We start from the raw sequence: 19,638 nt of genomic DNA on the forward strand, positions 1-19,638 counted from the left end.
TAAAGAACATACACATTAACCAGTAATTTTTAAACAGGATGAGTAACACTGAATTTGAAAGTATCGCTTTTGATTTACCTAAAAATCAAAGTAATGTTATTAAAGTAATTGGAGTCGGTGGTGGCGGAAGTAATGCCATTAACCACATGTTCCAAGCAGGAATTAACGGAGTAGATTTTGTTATTTGTAATACAGATTCGCAAGCTCTAGATAATAGCCCTGTGCCGAATAAAATTCAATTAGGTGTTTCCCTTACAGAAGGCTTAGGTGCTGGTGCAAATCCTGAAGTAGGTGAACAAGCAGCTTTAGAAAGTATGGAAGATATAAAAAGCATGTTGGGTACCTCGACCAAGATGATTTTTATTACTGCTGGTATGGGCGGTGGAACAGGTACTGGTGCTGCTCCCGTGATCGCTAGATTAGCAAAAGAATTAGATGTTCTTACTGTTGGGATTGTTACAATGCCTTTTCAGTTCGAGGGTAAAATGAGATGCCAACAGGCACAACTCGGTATAGAAAAATTACGCTCCAATGTAGATTCTTTAATTGTAATTAATAATAATAAGCTTAGAGAAGTCTATGGAAACTTAGGATTTAAAGCCGGTTTCTCTAAAGCAGATGAAGTATTAGCTACTGCTGCTCGTGGAATAGCAGAAGTAATTACACATCACTATACACAGAATATTGACCTTAGGGATGCTAAAACAGTACTTTCTAATAGTGGTACAGCTATTATGGGTTCTGCAATCGCATCTGGATCAGCAAGAGCAAATGAAGCTATCATGAAAGCTCTAGACTCTCCATTACTTAATGATAATAAAATTACAGGTGCTAAAAATGTATTATTGTTAATCGTTTCTGGTTCGCAAGAAATTACTATTGATGAAATTGGAGAAATCAATGATCACATACAAGTAGAAGCTGGTTATGGAGCAAACATCATAATGGGTGTTGGTGAAGATGAAGAATTAGGAGAGGCTATTGCAGTAACTGTTATAGCAACGGGATTTAACATTGATCAACAAGATGATATTGTTAATACTGAATCTAAAAAAATAATTCACACTTTAGAAGATAGTCAAAAAGCAGAAAAAGATTTAACACCTGGAAATATAGTACATCACCTTGTGGAAGAAAATGAAAACGCTGAAGAAAAGGTGGTGAAGCACAATTTAGGAGATGTTGATGATTTAGATTTAATACCAACAAATAATTATATAAGAAATTTTAATGTTTTTTATGAGGAAGTTGTAGCAGAGAATGTAAGCGAGGATGATTTTATTATTGTGGACTCGTCAGATGCTTTAAAAAGTATAGAGGTTGTAGAAGCAGAAGAAGTTTCTTCTAAGCCGCAAGAGGAGGACGATATGTTTGCTATGAGTTTTGATATGCCTTTAAATACTACTAAGAAAGAAGAGCAAGAGAACGTTATTACTTTTAGTTTAGATGATGATGTTAAAGATCTTAATGTTAATGATCATGTAGAAGTAATTCCAGTATTAGAATATAGTAAAGAAGGAGAAACTAGGTATAGTTTGGATGACTATATGGAGTTAGAGAACAAACTTACTGGCGCAAAATCTAAAGCGGAAGAATTTGAGCCAAAAATTGTAGAAGATGAGTTGGTTTTTCAAAAGAAAACAGTTCATCCAGTTGCCAGAACGGTAGTAGAGGAAGAGGTAGATCCAATGGATAAGCCTATTGAAGAGTTGCTTAAAGAAAGAGCAGATGAACGTAGAAGAAAATTGAAAGATTATAATTACAAATTTCAAAGCGGACATACTAGTGTTGATGAAATAGAAAAAGAGCCCGCATATAAGAGACAAGGCGTAAATTTAAATGATAATGGAGGGGAAAATAAAGTTTCTAGGACTACTTTGAGCTCGGATAGTAACGATGAAATTCAATTACGTTCTAATAATTCTTTTTTACATGATAATGTAGATTAAGAAACACTTTAATAAGTTTATTAAAACCCGAAAATAGAAACTGTTTTCGGGTTTATTTTTTATCTTCGCATTTCTAAATTTTTACAGTTATGAGCTTACAATCAAAGGTTATGGAACAGATGAAAATTGCTATGAAAGCAAAAGATTCTGTTGCTTTAGAATCGTTAAGAGCAATAAAGTCGGCATTGTTATTGGCCCAAACTGAAACAGGTTCTGGTACAGGAATTTCAGAAGAAGAGGAAGTAAAATTGGTGCAGAAACTTGTAAAGCAAAGAAAAGATAGTGCTGCTATATTTTCTGAGCAAGGAAGAGAAGATTTAGCCGAACCAGAATTAAAACAAGTAGCTGTTATTGAACAATTCTTACCGGAGCAATTAACAGAAGAAGAAGTAGAGAAAGTAGTTGTGCAAACCATAGAGTCTATTGGAGCATCTGGTATGAAAGATATGGGGAAAGTTATGGGAATGGTTTCTAAAGAATTATCGGGTCAAACAGATGGTAAAACGATTTCTACTATAGTTAAAAAAATACTTTCTTAAAACATTGTAATGGCCGCGTGGCGCAACTGAATAGCGCATCAGATTTCGGCTCTGAGGGTTGGGGGTTTGAATCCCTTCGCGGTCACTAATATAGTGCTTAGACTTTAGGGTTTAAGCACTTTTTTATTTTCTTCTATTTTGTTGTTAAATAGATTGTTTATGCTATAAAATCTTCCATGCTCAAGAATAAATATGACTTTTTAAGTCAAATTTGTGAAAAGGGTTTTTTGTAAAATTGAAAAATGTTATGTGGTTGTTTGTTTAATTGGGATTGTAGAGATTAGTTATTAAAATAAGTTTTTCTTGGATAATTAAGTTTTGTTGTTTATTGTTTTTCGATTACCTATTTTAACACTTTCTTGAAACAAAATCCAAATGATTAAAATGAAAACTACATGTTTTTTTAAAATTATTGTGCTAACAAGCTTATTAGTAGGTATTTCTTGTAAAGATCAGAAAATAGAAAAAACAACAGATGTTGTTTCGGTATTGCCTAGTCCAGATAGTAATAACGGGGATATTATTTTTCCTAATAATTTCGGGGCTATTGTAGTTCATGAAGGCATAGGAAAAGCGGCAAGACATATGGTTGTTAGAAATAATGGAGATATTTATGTGAATATGCATAAACCTGTAAATGGAATCGGCTTATTTGCATTAAGAGACACAACGGGAAATGGGAAAGCAGATATAAAAGAGGGTTTTACCGATTATATAGGCACAGGAATAGATATTAACGATGGATATTTATATGCCTCTTCTCCAATGGAGGTGTTTCGTTATCCTTTAGTAGATGAGCAACTTTTGCCAGATAGTAAGGAAGAGTTGGTAGTGTCAGGATTTTTAAAACAAAATGATCATATTTCTAAGCCTTTTACTTTCGATAATGAAGGTAATATATATGTTACTGTTGGTTCCCCAACGAATGCTTGTCAGGAAGAGACTAGAAGCCCTGGTTCAAAAGGGATGAACCCTTGTTTACAATTAGAGTTACAAGCAGGAATTTGGAGTTATAAAAAGGATCAATTGAATCAGGTGCATGGTAAGGATGGTTTTAGATATGCTACAGGAATACGTAATGCCATGGGGATTGATTGGAATTTTGAGACTAATAGTTTGTATGCCATGCAGCATGGTAGGGATCAATTAAATCAATTATGGCCAGATTTATACACAGAAGAACAAAATGCAGAACTCCCTGCCGAAGAGTTTTTGCAAGTGGACAAAGGGGATGATTTTGGATGGCCATATTGTTATTATGATCAAATTCAAAATAAAAAAATATTAGGACCTGAGTATGGAGGAGATTCTAAAAAGCAAGGTTTATGTGCAAATATTAAAGAGCCTATAATTGCTTTCCCTGGACATTTAGCACCAAATGATTTGTTGTTTTATACTGGAGATCAATTTCCGAGTAGATATAAAAATGGTGCCTTTGTAGCTTTTCATGGTTCATGGAATAGAGCTCCTCTGCCCCAACAAGGATTCTTTGTAGCTTTTGTGCCTTTTAAAAATGGCAAACCTACAGGAGATTGGGAGATATTTGCAAATGGTTTTGCTGGAATGGAGGAAGTTAAGAACCCTGCTGATGCCGTTAATAGACCCATGGGGTTAGCACAAGGGCCAGATGGTTCATTGTATATTGTATCCTCGTCTAATGGGAAAATATGGAGGGTAATGTATTATGGTGAAAATGCAAATATTAAAAAAACAGTAATAGTAAATAATACTAATAAGGAAGATAAAGTAGTAGAAAGCGAAAACATAAAAGGTAAAAAAGTATACGAAACGTATTGTTTAGCATGTCATCAATCTAATGGAAAAGGAGTACAAGGTCTAAACCCTCCTTTAACGCAAACGGATTGGGTCAGTGGGGATAAAGAAAAACTAATAGGTGTTATTCTTAATGGAATGGAAGGAGAGAAAGTAGATGGAGAATCATATAGAAATATAATGGCTTCTCATCGTTTTCTTTCAGATGAAGATATTGCAGATGTTTTAACATATGTAAGATCTAGTTTTGGAAATGATTATGAAAAAATCACTTCTAAAGAAGTTGGGGTTGTTAGGAGTAAAATAGGTGCAGAATAATATATCTTAAAAAAGCCTAAGCGTTATGTTTAGGCTTTAATTTTTGAATTATGTTAGGTTTGTTTTTAATATAATTTATTCTCTATCAATGTCTATTATTATTCGTTGATCATACATAGTTTTTATTTCATCTATAGAATAACCGTATGCTTTTTTAGAATAGTTCTCTTCTTTGTCTATTTTATAAATTTTAGAACTTCTTCCAATTTCAAAATCGTTTAGTTGTACATAGACAGAGTCTGCACTAACGTGAATAATCCTCATAGTTGAATATTGAGAATTTTCAGTTTTATAATCGTAAATATCCCCAGCAAGTGGACTGGAGAGGTATTGAGCTTCGTTTTCTTTATCTTTTTTCCCTGCAAAGCCGGCAAAAACAATTAGTAGGGCAAAAATAAAGAGACCAGAAAATTGCCAAATGGGACCCTTAATCTCATTTTTTACAGTGTTACATTCCTTTTTCATTTCAGGAGACATTTCCTTAAAGCTTAGTGTTTTCTTGCAATGTTGACATTCTGAAACTGCTCTTTTTCCTATAGGAAATACTGGAATCCAAAAAATATGCGCATGACTTCTAAAAACACTGTAAATAATTTCTCCTTTGGTTTCGCAATGAGTACAAATAATATTATTGGAGGATGTTTTGGAGCCAATGTATGCTGTTCTTTTTCCGAATATAATCATGGTACTTTGTAATTTTTTGGTTGGTTTTTATTAAAGTAATTTACTATAAATTATGAAATTTTGGATTATCTTCTTCCATAAAGAAACCTTCTACTACTTCTCTTAAATGTTGTGCTTTTAGAGTGGAATTCGCAGTTTTGTATTCTTCTTGTATAAGTTTAGCAGCTGGGAATGTCTCACAATTTAATTCTTCTCCTTTTTCGTTAGTTACTTTATAAGTAGCTGTTCCTTTTAGGAGATTTTTTCCTGAAATAAAAAGTGTTTTGTATTCTTTATTTTTTCCTGAGTTTAAAGAAAGATAAGAATTACTTTCCAGTAAAATATCCGATTTTAAAGAAGATACTTGTTTTGTTATTTCTGTAGTTTTTTTGTCATTGCTACAAGAAACAAATAAGGCTGTAATAGTAATAAATAGAATTTGGTATTTCATAATTGTAATGTTTTATAACACTACAAAATTGTGAAATATCAGTCTTAAAAAAACCACTCCAAAAAGTGAAATGTTTCTCCCTGTTTTCAGGGGTGTTATTTTAATTGTTGAAATTTAATTTTCTAAAAGTCCCATTTTAATTGCATGTTTGGTTAAGCCTGCAAGGTTTTTTACTTGAAGTTTAGATATTAAATTTTTTCTATAGCTCTCAATAGTATGTTTACTTAAAAATAAAATATCAGCAATTTCTTGAGTAGTATTTTCTTCTGCAATTAGTTTAAGAACTTCTTTTTCTCTAGAAGTAAGAACTATCTCTTTATTCTTTTTTTCTTCAAACATTGCGTCGGTATAAGCTTGTTTAATCTCTTTAGAAAAATATTTCTCTCCTTTTATTATAGTTCTTATAGCAGAAACAAGTTCTTCTTTTTCAGCATTTTTTGGCACATATCCGTCTACATTATTACGAATAAGTTTGTCAATCATACCGCCATCTATATGCATGCTAACTACTAGTGTTTTTAGTTTGGGATATTTCTCTTTTACAATTCTATTAAGTTCTATACCATCCATTTCGGGCATAGTTAAATCTGTAATTAATAAATGAATATCATCAGCGCTATTTATACTTAAATATTTTACAACTTGCGCACCATTTTTTGCCGTTAATGTTACGGAAAACTCGGGAGCATCTTTTAAAATACTTAAAAGACCATCAATAAACATTTTATGGTCATCGGCAATGATTAGATTATATTTCATGATTTTTGTTTTTTGCTAATAGGTATGTCTATAGAAATTATAGTACCTCTGTTTTTTAAAGAATCTATGTGTATTTGTCCTTCTAATTGCGATACTCTATTTTTAATATTCTTAAATCCAATTCCGTCATTAGCTATTTTACTATCAAAGCCAACACCATTATCTTCGAACATTAGAGAAATTTCTTTTTCTACGAAGTTTAATTGTATATCAACTTTTTCTGCTTTAGCATGTTTTAGAGTGTTAGTCATTAATTCTTGAATTATTTTAAATAATTCCATTTGAATATTGTCGTTTATGCCATTTAATTCTTCTACTCCATGAGGATGAAAAGCAACATTTAGCTGACCTGTCTTTTTGATGTTGTTTAAGTATTCTTTAATAAGACCAGTAAAATTATTCTGTTTATATTTTTTAGGAACTAATGTGTGGGAAATGTCTCTTACTAGTTGATAGGTATCATCTAGTTGTTGCGATATATTTTTCAATTTGCTTTTTGAATCTGGGATACTCGAGATTTGAAGTTTTATGCCTGCAAGATTACCTCCGATACTATCATGTAATTCTTGAGCAATACGTTTACGCTCTTCATCTTGTCCGGCAATAGAAGCCTTTATTAAATTCAACTCTTGTTCTTGTTTTAGAGAGGTAACTTTTTGCTCATTAATTTCTTTTTGTTTTTTTGTAAGCTCACTTTGTGTTTGTAGTTTTTGGTAATACATATATAAAAGACCAATCACTGGAACTAGTATTATTAGGAAACCTATTAAAAAAGCATTTTTTATAGTTTTTTGCCTTTTTAATTCGGCCTCTTTTATAATTTGATCTTCTTCTAGTTTAGATATTTCTTTTTCTTTTTCTAATGTTTCATATTGTATTTCGAGCTCTTTAATAATCTCTCTTTGCTGACTGGATTTTATTTTATTAAGAACACCAAATAATTGGGTCATTATAGCATAAGAATTTTTATAGTCTTTTTGTTTTGCAAAATTTTCGGCTTGTAGAATAAGTGCTTCTCTTTGAAATTGCAAGTTTTCACTATCTATAGCATTTATGTATGCCATGGATAGGCCAATTAAAGCAAGTTCGTGATACTCCTGGCTATAATAATATTTAGCCAATAATAAAGAACCTTCAAAATAGATAGCGTCGAAACCATTTTTTTTGGCTTCATTTCTAGTAGATTCATAACCTTGAAAGGCGGGCTCTAATTTTTGTTGCGCTTCATTTAGTTTAGCTAGTTCTAAATTTGAGGTTAGTTGCATCTCTATATCATGTAAAGAGTCAGCAATTTTCAAAGCATCTTTATAAAATAGGTGCGCTTTATTGTATTCTTTTTGAAATCGATATGCCTTTCCTAAAAGGATATTATTTTTTATTTTAAGAGACGGGAATTCTGGAGAAAATTCATCTAAAGATTTATTTAGGATAGTTATGGCTTTATCATTTTTAGATTGCTGAATATAACATTTTGCTAAGCCTAATTTGTTTTTATACCTGTATTCCGTATAATTAGAATTTTCAGCATCTTGTAGGCCTTTAATGTGCCATTTTATAGCATTGTCTATAAGGCCATTCATAAAACTTCCTGTACCTAAGTAAAAATGAACTTTTGCGTAGTGTCTTCGCTTAACATGTTCCGTTTCTTCCCAATTTCCAATTTCTTTTAAGTATAAGTTACTATAATGTAAAATAGAATCGGTGTTACTTTTTTGGGTGTGATGTATTATTAATTGCTCAAATACAGAGAATCGTTGCACTCCATATTCGGTGTTTTTTAATTGTTGAAAATATGGTTTTAATGATTTTGAATTTGTTCTTTTAGACCAGCCAAAGTATATTTTTTTATCGTTATTATTAGTGGTGTCTATGGATGTGTCTTGGCCAAGTGCCAAAATAGGAAATAATACCATATAGAAGAATATGTTCTTTAATTGAAAAATTAAACTCATATAACTTCTATTTTTTTGAACCTGCATTATGTGTGTTTGACTCTTTATGACTTTTTATTTTTTTGAATACATATATTTTAATATTAACCATTATGGTTAGTAAAAGACAAATTTGGTACTTTTTAATCCATAAGAAAACACCGTGGTTAGTATTAAATATATCCCTGAAAATAGGGATTTTATTTCGTTATTTATTTTGTAAGATAGAACTCATGATTTGTATAGCATGAATTCTAGAATTCTCTATAAACCATTTATGAGTTTCCATACCACCGCAAATAACGCCAGCTAAATATAATCCCGAAACATTAGTTTCCATGGTGTTGGGATTATATTTTGGTAATTTTTTTTCATCCTGGGATAATTCAATACCTGCCATTTCTAGAAATTTAAAATTGGGGCGGTATCCAGTTAAGGCAATTACAAAATCATTTTGCAAGACTGTTGCTCCATCGGTATTTTCGATGACAATAGTATTCGGAGTTATTTCTTTAACTGTTGTGTTGTAGTGGACACTAATACTTCCTTCTTCAATACGATTTATAATATCAGGTCTTACCCAATATTTAACTCTAGGTCCAATTTCAGTGCCTCTAATAATTAGGGTAACTTCTGCTCCTTTTCGCCAACATTCTAATGCTGCATCAACAGAAGAGTTACTCGCGCCAATTACTGCAACTTTTTGACCAGAGTAGTAGTGCGGGTTTTTGTAATAGTGGGTCACCTTTTTTAAGCCTTCACCAGGGACCTGAAGTAAATTTGGAATATCATAAAACCCTGTGGCAATTACAATTTGCGTTGCATTGTAGGTGGTTTTATTTGAAGAGATAGTAAATACATTTTGTTCTTTCTGTATGTTTATAACCTCTTCAAATAAATTTATGTGCAACTTGTTGCTTGTAACAATTCTTCGATAATACTCTAGCGCTTCGTCTCTTTTGGGTTTGGCTTCAGTAGATATAAAAGGAATATCATCAATTTCTAATCTTTCGGAGGAAGAAAAGAATTGCATTTTATCGGGATAATTGTATAAAGAGTTTACTATGGGGCCTTTTTCTAAAATTACGTAACTAAGTCCTTTCTTTTGAGCTTCCAAACCACAAGCAATTCCTATCGGACCTCCTCCAATAATAACAACATCCCAAATATTCATTAACCTGCTATGTTTTTTAATTCTTGTATTGTAGTTATTGGGTCATTGCTTTTAAAAACAAAACTACCAGCTACTAAAACATCTGCTCCTGCTGCAGTAAGTGCAGCAGCATTTTTAGAGGTTACACCGCCATCAATTTCTATTAATGTTGTGGCTCCTTTTTTTACAATTAGCTCTTTTAAAGATTTTACTTTATTGTATGTGTTTTCTATGAAAGACTGTCCTCCAAAACCTGGGTTCACACTCATTAAACAAACCACATCAATATCATTTATAATATCTTCTAATAGATTAATATTAGTATGAGGGTTTAGTGCTACACCAGCCATCATCCCTTCCGCTTTAATTGCTTGTAGGGAACGATGTAAATGCGTACACGCTTCGTAATGTACCGTAAGAACAGCTGCACCTAAATTCGCAAAAGTAGTAATATAACGGTCTGGGTCAACAATCATTAAATGTACGTCTAATGGTTTTGTAGCATGTTTTTGTATAGCTTGTAAAACTGGCATTCCGTAAGAAATGTTGGGTACAAACACGCCGTCCATAATATCTATATGGTGCCAGTCTGCATCGCTATTATTAACCATTTCAACATCTTGTTGTAAGTTGCCAAAATCGGCAGCCAATAGGGATGGGGCAATCTTTGTTTTGCTCATTTGGTAGAACCTTAGTTTGTTTTACACAAAAGTACGTAAATGTATGTTCTTAATTAAAACCTAGGTCTTATAAGTGTTTTAATCCTTCATAAACTACAATACTAACTGCGTTGGCTATATTTAAACTTCTAATATGTTTACTGTATAAAGGTATTTTGTAAAGTTGTTCTTTGTTTTTTTCGAGGATAGATTTAGATAGTCCCACCGATTCTTTCCCGAAAATGAAAAACATATCGTCTTTAAAAGGAATGTCCCAATGATTTTTTTTTCCATGACTGGATAAAAAAGCCATTTGTTTGCCTTTATGTTGGCTAAAAAAATCATCAGCATTTTCGTAGATTAGAACATTTAAGTGCTGCCAATAATCTAACCCAGCACGTTTTACTCGTTTATCGCTAAGTTCAAAACCAAATGGCTTTACTAAGTGCAATGTTGATCTAGTTCCAAGGCTTAATCGGCCAATATTTCCTGTGTTATTTGGAATTTCAGGCTCTATAAGGACAATATTAAAAGGCATATGTTTTATTTTTTAATACTGTAAAGATATAGTTGTTCTACTTTTTCTCGCGCCCAAGGTGTTCTCCTTAAAAATTTAAGACTAGATTTTACAGAAGGATTACTTTTAAAGCAATTAATATTTATTTGATAGGCTAATTCTTCCCAGCTATAAAGTTTGGTGAGCTCTTCTAGGATTGTAACTAGTTTAACACCATGCAATGGGTTATTTGGTTGATTTTCAGGTGTTTTTTTAAGGTTGTTCACTTTGGGGTTATTTTTTTAATTAAAAAACTCCGGTAATCAGCCGGAGTTTATTCATCAATCAAAAAACGAACAGTCATGATAAACTGTTGTTATGTTTCACAAATTACAATTTATATGCCAAATTTCCAATTTAAGGAATGTTTAACAGGTAATTTGCGTCTTGTTTACCCAAGATAAGTCTTTAATATTTTACTTCTAGACGTATGTTTTAATCTACGAATTGCCTTTTCTTTAATTTGACGAACTCTTTCTCTTGTTAAGTCGAAAGTTTCACCAATTTCTTCCAAAGTCATAGAATGTTGTCCTGCTAAACCAAAATACAAACGGATAACATCTGCTTCTCTAGGAGTTAACGTTTCCAAAGCACGTTCTATTTCCGTACGTAATGATTCATGCAACAATTCTCTATCTGGGTTAGGAGATTCACCGCTACGAAGTACATCATATAGGTTAGAATCTTCCCCGTCAATTAACGGCGCATCCATAGATACATGGCGACCAGAATTTTTTAAGGACTGTTTTACATCATCAACCGTCATATCCAATTCTTTTGCTATTTCTTCCGGAGAAGGTTGGCGCTCATGCGCTTGCTCCAAAAATGCAAAAGTTTTGTTTATTTTGTTTATTGAACCAATTTTGTTCAATGGTAAACGAACAATACGCGATTGTTCTGCTAATGCCTGTAGGATAGATTGGCGAATCCACCATACTGCATAAGAAATAAATTTGAAACCACGAGTTTCATCAAAACGTTGTGCCGCTTTTATCAATCCTAAGTTTCCTTCATTGATTAAGTCTGGCAGAGTAAGGCCTTGGTTTTGGTACTGTTTAGCAACCGATACTACGAATCTAAGATTGGCTTTTGTAAGTTTTTCAAGAGCGATCTGGTCGCCTGCCTTGATTCGTTGTGCCAATTCTACTTCTTCATCTGCAGTAATAAGGTCTACTTTTCCAATTTCTTGTAAGTACTTATCCAAAGATGCGGTTTCCCTATTGGTAACCTGTTTTGTAATCTTAAGCTGTCTCATTTAATGTAATTAAGTTCAATTTGCATGGACTGCATATACTTATACGTAAAAAAGCTACGAATGTTACAAAAGCATTAAAAAAAAACCATTTTTTAGTTAAACTGCATAAAAAGAAGGTTTTTTTGTACTCTGTAGTATTTAGTCTTAGTCGGAAAAAGAGAATAAAACTTTCAAAAAAGGGAATAAGAAAATGTATGTTGACGAAAAATTGCTAGTTCGTATTTCTTTTATAAATTTAAAACAAACTAGCAATGTTGTATAATAGGCGGCCCAAATTATTTTTTTATGGGTAAATCTCTTGTTAACCAGCCCCTTTTACTTGCCGTCGCGATTGCATAAGGTGTAATCCAAAATAAACCAAAGGTGTATAGAATACTATAAGAATATGCCCAAAAAGATTCCTTAAAGTCATATTGTTTTGCGTAAAATATAACCGGAAAAGAGGATAGGATTAGTATGCTTAATAATGTAGAGCTTATATATAGTAATGGGTGTGATAGTATAAAGAATAGCATGAATAATAAAAATGGATAACTCATTATAATCTTTAAAGATTGATTTATAAATAATACTCTTGTTCCTGTCTTTGGGCCTTCTCTAAAATCTGTAAATACATATTTAGCCATTTGAATGTTTTCTCTAACATTACTTCTTCCCCAGCGAATAAACATTTTATATAAACCGGTGTATTCTTCTGGAACATTAGTATAAGCAACTGCATTTTTTTGGAATAGCACGTGGAACCCTTGCTTTAAAATCATATTGGTCATTGCTCTGTCTTCACCAATATCGGACGGTTGTCCCATAAATGTCTGATTAATCCATTCTGGTAAGCATGCAAATACAGCAGTACTACGGTAAGCTGCTAAAGCACCTGGAGTACAGAAAACAGAATTTAAACTACTCTCTGCAGAACGTACAAATTCAAAGCTTAATACAAAGCTTACGTCTAACATTTTTGGTAAAAGAGCTTTAGCTTTATTTAAAACTCTAATGTTCCCAGCCACAGCACCGCATTTTTCATTAGTTACAAATGGACTTACTAAGATTCTTAGTGTATCAGGGGCCACAATAGAATCGCTGTCTACAGTAACAAATACTTCTCCTTTTCCTAAATTAAAGCCACGGTATAAGGCGTGTCTTTTTCCTTTGTTTTCTGGTTGTTGGTATATTTCAACTAAATCTCCTAATTTATTTTTAGCTTTTTGCATCCATTGCCAAGTGTCATCACCACTACCATCGTCAATAGAGATTATTTGTATTTTTTCATTAGGAAAATCACTATCAGCTAAACTCATTAAAGTATCGTACACTTGCTTACCTTCATTGTATGCTGGCACTATTACGGTACACGTAGGTAATTCTTCATCAGATACAGATGCTATAGCTTTATATTTAAAATATCTAAATAATACATATATAAAATAGATTGCTTTTAACACAAATAATACTCCAGCAATGGTCATAAAAGCTCTCCCTATAATAGAACTTGATTTTTCTGCATTAAATTGGTCAAAATCGCTTTGAAATACATAAACTAAATATGTAGCACCTAGCATTAATAAAAATGTGCTTACTAAAACTATTAGACCCCATGGGTTTTTAGTTTCATCTGATTGTGTTGGATTAGTGTTCTCCGTTTTCATTTGTGGGTTTTAGTGTTCTGTTCTTCTTTTATTACGGAGTAAATAGTCTTTTGGATTTTTAATTTTTTAGAATTATGGATATTTTATGAATATGGTATTTAACCGATATTATTCAAACTTCATATGTTAAAAAGCAAGAAATCCTGAATTCAATATTTTTTAATTTTATATGATTTTTCTTTATAATTTATATGTAAATTCAACAAGATTAAAATTGCGTTATTGTCGCATATATAAAAGTGATTTCTGATATTTAAATTGTTAATAATGAACCAAAAACTAACCATTCTATTTTCTTTTCTTTTTCTAAGTATATGTAATCTTACTGCGCAATATGATATTGTTTACCCAAAGTCAGAATCTATAAGAAACCAACATTGTAAGGATTGTTTTAGCGCTTTTCAACAAAAGCCAAAAGAGGTAAGTTTCTCTATTAAAAGAGAGGGTGATAACCTTTATTTTGTAACCAATGATAAAAAATGGTTTCAGTTATTATTTAAAAATCCTACAGATGGTATAGCGGTAGATATTGTGGATAAAGAACGTTATGATTGTGACATGATATTTCCAGAGAGTACTCAAATTAAGGGAGAAGTATTAAAACCTGTATATGCTGAAAGATTAAAAAAATCTTTAAAACCTTATGATAGAGATAAATTTAGAGTTTTGGTAGGTAAATTACCATCAAGCCTTATAGGTAAGGAGTTGGAATATAATATTTTGTTTTTAGGGAATAAGAATTTATGTAATTATTATACCATATATAATTTAAAATCTTATGGTTTTGATTTGTTAGATATGGGTATGTATTTAGATTCCATTCAATACAATGATAAAAAGGTAGCTTCATTAGAAGAAGGTTATAAAATAAAATATAAAACTCTTAGATTCAAAATTCCATTTCAAAAGAATAAGTCGCAGTATATAGCTGAGGATATAAAACCTTTATATGATTCTTTACGTCTTACGGATTTTAATATTAAAACGATTGACATTAAGGCGTATTCATCTATTGAAGGGAGTTTGGAGCGTAATTTAGAATTACAGAAACAACGTGCTAATAGTATTGCTAATGCGTTACAAAGTTATCAGACTCCAGTAATTAAAACCACTATATCCACATCTGAGAATTGGGTAGAATTTCTAAACGATATTGAAGGGACTAAGTATAATAGTTTAAAGAACCTTAATAAGCAAGAGTTAAAAAGTAAGCTAGTAGGTGGTTTTTCTGCAGAAATGGAGCCGATTCTTAAAAATCATAGAAAAGCAGTAATTACTTTGTCATTGGAAAAGAAAGATAAGTACAAAAAAATGAAGGCAGAGGAGCTTGTTAATGTATTTAATACGGAGCTAAAAGCTGGTAATTTAGAAGAAGCTACTAAAATACAAAATTCATTGTTTAATAAATTGAAGTATTTAGAAGGCTCACCAGACTTATTACGTAAGATGGAGGTTCCTGAACAGTTGTCTTATGTTAGGTTTCTTAATAATAGAAGCATATTTAAGTATGAACTTAGCGATAAGCAATTGTTGATTGTAAATAATGAGCTAGAAAAATTATTAAAACTAGACCCAAAGAATAGTAGAGTTAAGTATAATTTAGCAGTTTTAAAATTTAAAATTTGGAGATATAATGCCCAACCTGTAGATGAGAATAAGTTTAAAAATGAGATAATGGAACTTAAAAATTACGGAATTTCTCAATCTTTAATAAATAGAATGTTGGTTAATTATCACATTATTAAAAGTGAAAGATATATGAGGAAAAGGGATTATGAAAATAAAGACAAATCTGTTGCTTATATAAATGACAACTATAAAAAAATTCCGTTGAGGGATATAGACTATTTTAATCTAGCTCAGTTTTTAACATATTATGCTAATACAGATAGAGCGGCAAATTTATTAATTGATAAAGCAAGAAGTATTGATGTAAATGAGGATTTGCTGTTTTATTATATAAACCTAACTGTGGTAGATGAAGATTTAACACAAACAGATGATTACAGAGCTATTATGTTGAATGCTATAAATTTAAATAAATCTAGGTATTGTGAATTGTTTAGTTCTCCAGAAAAAGATGGGATTACTTTTCAGTTATTAGAAGATGAATATCTTAGAGACACCTATTGTGAAAATTGTAAGTAGTATATTAAATGTAATTCAGTATTAGCAATACCTTGTTTATTAAAATATAGGAATAAAAAACCCCAATTAGAAATTTCTAATTGGGGTTTTTGTCTTTATAAGATTAGTAAGATTTAATCCTCTTTCTTATTTTCTCTAGGTTTTCTATCGTCTCTACGGTTATCGCGTCCACGATTATCTCTACCTCTGTTGTCACGTCCACGATTGTTATCTCTTGGTGGTCTTTCTACATAACCTTCTGGTTTTGGTAAAAGAGCTTTACGAGAAACTTTTTCTTTACGTGTTCTAGGGTCTACACCAAAATATTTTACATCAAAAACATCTCCCATGTTTACAACATCTGTAACATTTTCAGTGCGCTCCCAAGCTAGTTCAGAAACATGTAATAAAACTTCATTTCCAGGGGCATCTGTATATTCTACAACTGCGCCAAAATCTAACATTTTAATTACTTTAACTTCATAAACGCTACCTTTTTCTGGCTTAAACAATAAAGAGTCTATTTTAGCTAAAACAGCATCAATACCTTTGTTGCCAACGCCTAAAACTTCAACGATACCTTCTTCTGTAACTGGATCCTCATTAATTACAATAGTAGTTTCTGTTTCTTTTTGAAGTTCTTGAATTACTTTTCCACCAGGACCAATTAATGCTCCAATGAATTCATTAGGAATTCTTCTAGTTATCATTGTTGGTGCATGATCTTTAACATCCGCATTAGGAGTAGAAATAGTATCTGTGATTTTTCCTAATATATGTAAACGACCATCACGAGCTTGCTTCAATGCATTTACAAGAATTTCGTAAGAAAGACCTTTTACTTTAATATCCATTTGGCATGCAGTAATTCCATCTTCGGTACCTGTAACTTTAAAGTCCATATCTCCTAAATGATCTTCATCACCTAAAATATCAGATAATACAGCATATTTTCCAGAATCAGCATCAGAAATTAATCCCATTGCAATACCAGATACGGGTTTCTTTAATTGTACACCAGCATCCATCATTGCCATGGTACCTGCGCATACAGTAGCCATAGAAGAAGAGCCATTAGATTCTAAGATTTCCGAAACTACACGTACTGTGTATGGGCAATCTGCAGGAACCATTCCTTTTAAAGCTCTTTGTGCTAAGTTACCATGACCTACTTCTCTACGAGATGTACCTCTAATTGGTCTAGCTTCTCCTGTTGAGAAAGGAGGGAAGTTATAATGTAGATAGAAATTTTCTTCGCCTTCATAAGATGGCATATCTATTTTATTTGCCTCTCTAGATGTTCCTAAAGTTACTGTGGCTAGTGCTTGTGTTTCTCCACGAGTGAATATAGAAGAACCATGAGTTGATGGTAGGTAATCTACCTCACACCAGATAGGTCTAATTTCATCTGTTTTACGACCATCTAAACGTAAGCCTTCGTTTAGGGTTAAATCTCTAACTGCTGCTTTTTCAGCTTTGCTATAGTATTTAGAAATTAATGCGCCATAATCTTCTTGCTCTTCTTCAGAGAAAGAAGCTTTTATTTCTTCTTTTATTTCTCCAAAAGCAGCACTACGCTCATGTTTTGCAGAACCTGCTTGTGCAACGGCATATACTTTATCGTATGCCATACTATGAATTTTTTCAGCTAATTCAGCATCTTCTCTTTCTGGTTCGTACTCACGAACTTCTTTTTTGCCAAAGGCTTTAGCTAAAGCTTCTTGCGCAGCACATTGTACTTTAATAGCTTCGTGTGCAAACTTAATAGCTTCGGTCATTTCTTCTTCGGAAATTTCATCCATTTCACCCTCCACCATCATAACAGAATCTGCCGAGGCCCCAATCATCATATCAATGTCTGATTCCTCTAATTGTGCTCTAGTTGGGTTAATGATAAATTCGCCGTTTACACGACCAACTCTAGCTTCTGAAATAGCACATTCGAATGGAAAATCTGATAATTGAATCGCTGCTGATGCGGCTAAACCAGCCATAGCATCTGGCATAACGTTTTCGTCATGAGACATTAGCTGAATCATAACTTGTGTTTCTGAATGGTAATCTTTTGGAAATAACGGACGTAATACACGATCTACTAAACGCATAGTTAATACTTCGCCATCACTTGGTCTTGCTTCTCTTTTAAAGAAGCCGCCAGGGTAACGACCGGCAGCAGCAAACTTTTCGCGATAATCTACCGTTAACGGTAAAAAATCCACATCTGCTTGTTTGTAGTTGGAAACAACGGTACATAGTAACATACATTTCCCGGATGTAACAACAACAGAACCATGGGCTTGTTTTGCTAACTTTCCTGTTTCGATAGTAATTTCTCTACCGTCACCAAGGTCTATGACCTCTTTAAATACTTTTGGAATCATAAATTCGATTTTACCCATGCTCTTTTATTGGCATAGGTGTTAAACAATGGTCTTTTGCCACGATATGGCAAATTGTGTGTTGTGTTGTTGTGCGGACCAATGAAAAACTATACGTAGCTTTTTGTGTTTGTTCTTCCTAAATGAAAAAGGGTTTTACCTCCTGAACAGTGGAGCATAATAGAAAGGGGAAGCATTGCTTCCCCTTTAAAATTTATTTTCTAATGCCTAATTCTACGATAAGCTCACGATATTTTACAATATCTTTCTTCTTTAAATAGTCTAAAAGGCTTCTTCTTTTACCTACTAATTTTACTAGAGAACGCTCTGTGTTAAAATCTTTGTGGTTTTTCTTAAGGTGACCAGTTAAGTGGTTAATGCGATGTGTAAACAATGCAATTTGACCTTCAGTAGAACCTGTGTTCTCTGCTTTACCGCCGTGTTTTGCAAAAATTTCGGCTTTTACTTCTTTTGTTAAATACATTCCAATATTGGTTTAATGATTTTTATGTATACGATTGATTTTCAATCAAGCCGCAAATATAGAAATAATTATTGTTAGAAATACGTTTTTTTAGAAAAACCTTAGATAGCTTTACGAACAGTGTTGTTTGTTATTAAGTCTATATACAAGTTAATGTTCTTTTTTAAATCTCTTCGGTGAGAAATAAAATCTAAAAATCCATGTTCTAATAAAAATTCCGAAGTTTGAAAGCCTTCAGGAAGGTCCTGACCTGTAAAATCTTTTACAATTCTAGGTCCAGCAAATCCTATTAGAGCTCCTGGTTCCGAAATGTTAATATCGCCTAGCATGGCGTATGATGCGGTAGTTCCTCCAGTTGTTGGATCTGTGCATAAAGAAATATAAGGAACTTCTGCCTCCGCTAGCTGCGCTAGTTTGGCAGAAGTTTTTGCTAGTTGCATTAATGATATAGCAGCTTCCATCATACGGGCGCCACCAGATTTAGATATCATTAAAAACGGAATCTTATTTTTAATAGAGTAATCTACCCCTCTTGCAATTTTTTCACCAACAACACTTCCCATAGAGCCACCAATAAAGGCAAAGTCCATGCAGCAAATTACTAAGTCTTTACCAAGCGATTTACCTACTGCTGTTCTCACAGCATCTTTTAAACCTGTCTTTTTTTGTGCAGCTTTTAAGCGGTCAGAATATTTTTTAGTGTCTTCAAATTTAAGCGGGTCTTTAGAAGATAATTTGGCATCCAGTTCTTTGAACTTATTTTCGTCAAAAAGAATTTCAAAATACTCTTTGCTTCCAATTCTTACATGATAATCGTCTTCTGGACTCACGTAAAAATTTTTGGCTAACTCATCAGATTCAACAATTTTACCTGTTGGGGATTTATACCATAATCCTTTTGGAGTGTCTTTCTTTTCTTCTGTTGAAGTTTGTATTCCTTTTTCTGTTCTTTTAAACCAAGCCGTCATATATTCTATTTAGGTACTGTTAGATTTAT

17 protein-coding genes and 1 tRNA gene are annotated in these 19,638 nt (G+C 32.5%); 5 read left to right on the forward strand and 13 right to left on the reverse strand.

Annotation, left to right across the window (positions count from 1 at the left end; translation table 11 throughout):
• Positions 1–38: 38 nt before the first annotated feature.
• The 4 genes from ftsZ to Q0856_RS14440 all read left to right on the forward strand — a co-directional run bounded on the left by ftsZ (position 39) and on the right by Q0856_RS14440 (position 4,579).
• Positions 39–1,949: a cell division protein FtsZ gene (ftsZ, locus tag Q0856_RS14425; protein ID WP_298506162.1), complete on the forward strand. Its 1,911-nt coding sequence runs from the start codon at positions 39–41 to the stop codon at positions 1,947–1,949.
• 89 nt (positions 1,950–2,038) lie between these two features.
• Positions 2,039–2,488 carry a GatB/YqeY domain-containing protein gene (locus Q0856_RS14430; RefSeq protein ID WP_298506164.1) on the forward strand — a complete coding sequence of 150 codons (450 nt, stop codon included), beginning with the start codon at positions 2,039–2,041 and terminating at the stop codon, positions 2,486–2,488.
• An 11-nt stretch (positions 2,489–2,499) separates the two neighbouring features.
• Positions 2,500–2,573 (forward strand) — tRNA-Arg (locus tag Q0856_RS14435).
• Between the two features lie 299 nt (positions 2,574–2,872).
• Entirely contained in the window at positions 2,873–4,579 is a 1,707-nt protein-coding gene (locus Q0856_RS14440) for a PQQ-dependent sugar dehydrogenase (protein ID WP_298506166.1), read from the forward strand.
• A 75-nt stretch (positions 4,580–4,654) separates the two neighbouring features.
• Here Q0856_RS14440 and Q0856_RS14445 read toward each other — a convergent pair whose 3' ends face one another.
• The 10 genes from Q0856_RS14445 to Q0856_RS14490 form a co-directional block, all read right to left on the reverse strand.
• Entirely contained in the window at positions 4,655–5,263 is a 609-nt protein-coding gene (locus Q0856_RS14445) for a zinc-ribbon domain-containing protein (protein ID WP_298506167.1), read from the reverse strand.
• 43 nt (positions 5,264–5,306) lie between these two features.
• Positions 5,307–5,693, reverse strand: coding sequence for a hypothetical protein (locus tag Q0856_RS14450; RefSeq protein WP_298506170.1), 387 nt, complete (start codon positions 5,691–5,693; stop codon positions 5,307–5,309).
• Positions 5,694–5,807: 114 nt separating this feature from the next.
• Positions 5,808–6,452: a response regulator transcription factor gene (locus tag Q0856_RS14455; protein WP_298479202.1), complete on the reverse strand. Its 645-nt coding sequence runs from the start codon at positions 6,450–6,452 to the stop codon at positions 5,808–5,810.
• Complete coding sequence (locus Q0856_RS14460) at positions 6,449–8,404, reverse strand: sensor histidine kinase (RefSeq protein WP_298506173.1); 1,956 nt, start codon at positions 8,402–8,404, stop codon at positions 6,449–6,451. Before Q0856_RS14460 ends, Q0856_RS14455 begins: the two co-directional genes overlap by 4 nt.
• 187 nt (positions 8,405–8,591) lie before the next feature.
• Positions 8,592–9,557, reverse strand: coding sequence for a YpdA family putative bacillithiol disulfide reductase (locus Q0856_RS14465; protein WP_298506176.1), 966 nt, complete (start codon positions 9,555–9,557; stop codon positions 8,592–8,594).
• Positions 9,557–10,216, reverse strand: coding sequence for a ribulose-phosphate 3-epimerase (rpe, locus tag Q0856_RS14470; RefSeq protein WP_298506181.1), 660 nt, complete (start codon positions 10,214–10,216; stop codon positions 9,557–9,559). The genes Q0856_RS14465 and rpe overlap by 1 nt, the downstream gene beginning before the upstream one ends.
• 67 nt (positions 10,217–10,283) lie before the next feature.
• Positions 10,284–10,733: a tRNA (cytidine(34)-2'-O)-methyltransferase gene (locus Q0856_RS14475; RefSeq protein WP_298506184.1), complete on the reverse strand. Its 450-nt coding sequence runs from the start codon at positions 10,731–10,733 to the stop codon at positions 10,284–10,286.
• A 5-nt stretch (positions 10,734–10,738) separates the two neighbouring features.
• Complete coding sequence (locus tag Q0856_RS14480; RefSeq protein WP_298506186.1) at positions 10,739–10,978, reverse strand: VF530 family protein; 240 nt, start codon at positions 10,976–10,978, stop codon at positions 10,739–10,741.
• Between the two features lie 164 nt (positions 10,979–11,142).
• Entirely contained in the window at positions 11,143–12,006 is an 864-nt protein-coding gene (locus tag Q0856_RS14485) for a sigma-70 family RNA polymerase sigma factor (protein WP_291870356.1), read from the reverse strand.
• Between the two features lie 275 nt (positions 12,007–12,281).
• Complete coding sequence (locus tag Q0856_RS14490) at positions 12,282–13,652, reverse strand: glycosyltransferase family 2 protein (RefSeq protein ID WP_298506188.1); 1,371 nt, start codon at positions 13,650–13,652, stop codon at positions 12,282–12,284.
• A 267-nt stretch (positions 13,653–13,919) separates the two neighbouring features.
• On the opposite strand from Q0856_RS14490, the gene Q0856_RS14495 reads away from it, so the two are divergent.
• A complete protein-coding gene (locus tag Q0856_RS14495; RefSeq protein WP_298506190.1) occupies positions 13,920–15,800 on the forward strand; it encodes a hypothetical protein in 1,881 nt (626 codons plus the stop codon).
• A 113-nt stretch (positions 15,801–15,913) separates the two neighbouring features.
• Here the strand turns inward: Q0856_RS14495 and Q0856_RS14500 are convergent, their stop codons facing one another.
• From Q0856_RS14500 to accD, 3 genes are all read right to left on the reverse strand, one after another.
• Entirely contained in the window at positions 15,914–18,160 is a 2,247-nt protein-coding gene (locus Q0856_RS14500) for a polyribonucleotide nucleotidyltransferase (protein ID WP_298479135.1), read from the reverse strand.
• Between the two features lie 211 nt (positions 18,161–18,371).
• Positions 18,372–18,641: a 30S ribosomal protein S15 gene (gene rpsO, locus Q0856_RS14505; RefSeq protein ID WP_298479133.1), complete on the reverse strand. Its 270-nt coding sequence runs from the start codon at positions 18,639–18,641 to the stop codon at positions 18,372–18,374.
• Between the two features lie 101 nt (positions 18,642–18,742).
• Positions 18,743–19,609 (reverse strand): acetyl-CoA carboxylase, carboxyltransferase subunit beta, encoded by an 867-nt coding sequence (accD, locus tag Q0856_RS14510; RefSeq protein WP_298479131.1) that lies wholly within the window; start codon positions 19,607–19,609, stop codon positions 18,743–18,745.
• Between the last annotated feature and the right edge of the window lie 29 nt (positions 19,610–19,638).

The sequence above is a fragment of the uncultured Maribacter sp. genome (genome assembly GCF_947496775.1).
Lineage (GTDB): Bacteria > Bacteroidota > Bacteroidia > Flavobacteriales > Flavobacteriaceae > Maribacter_B.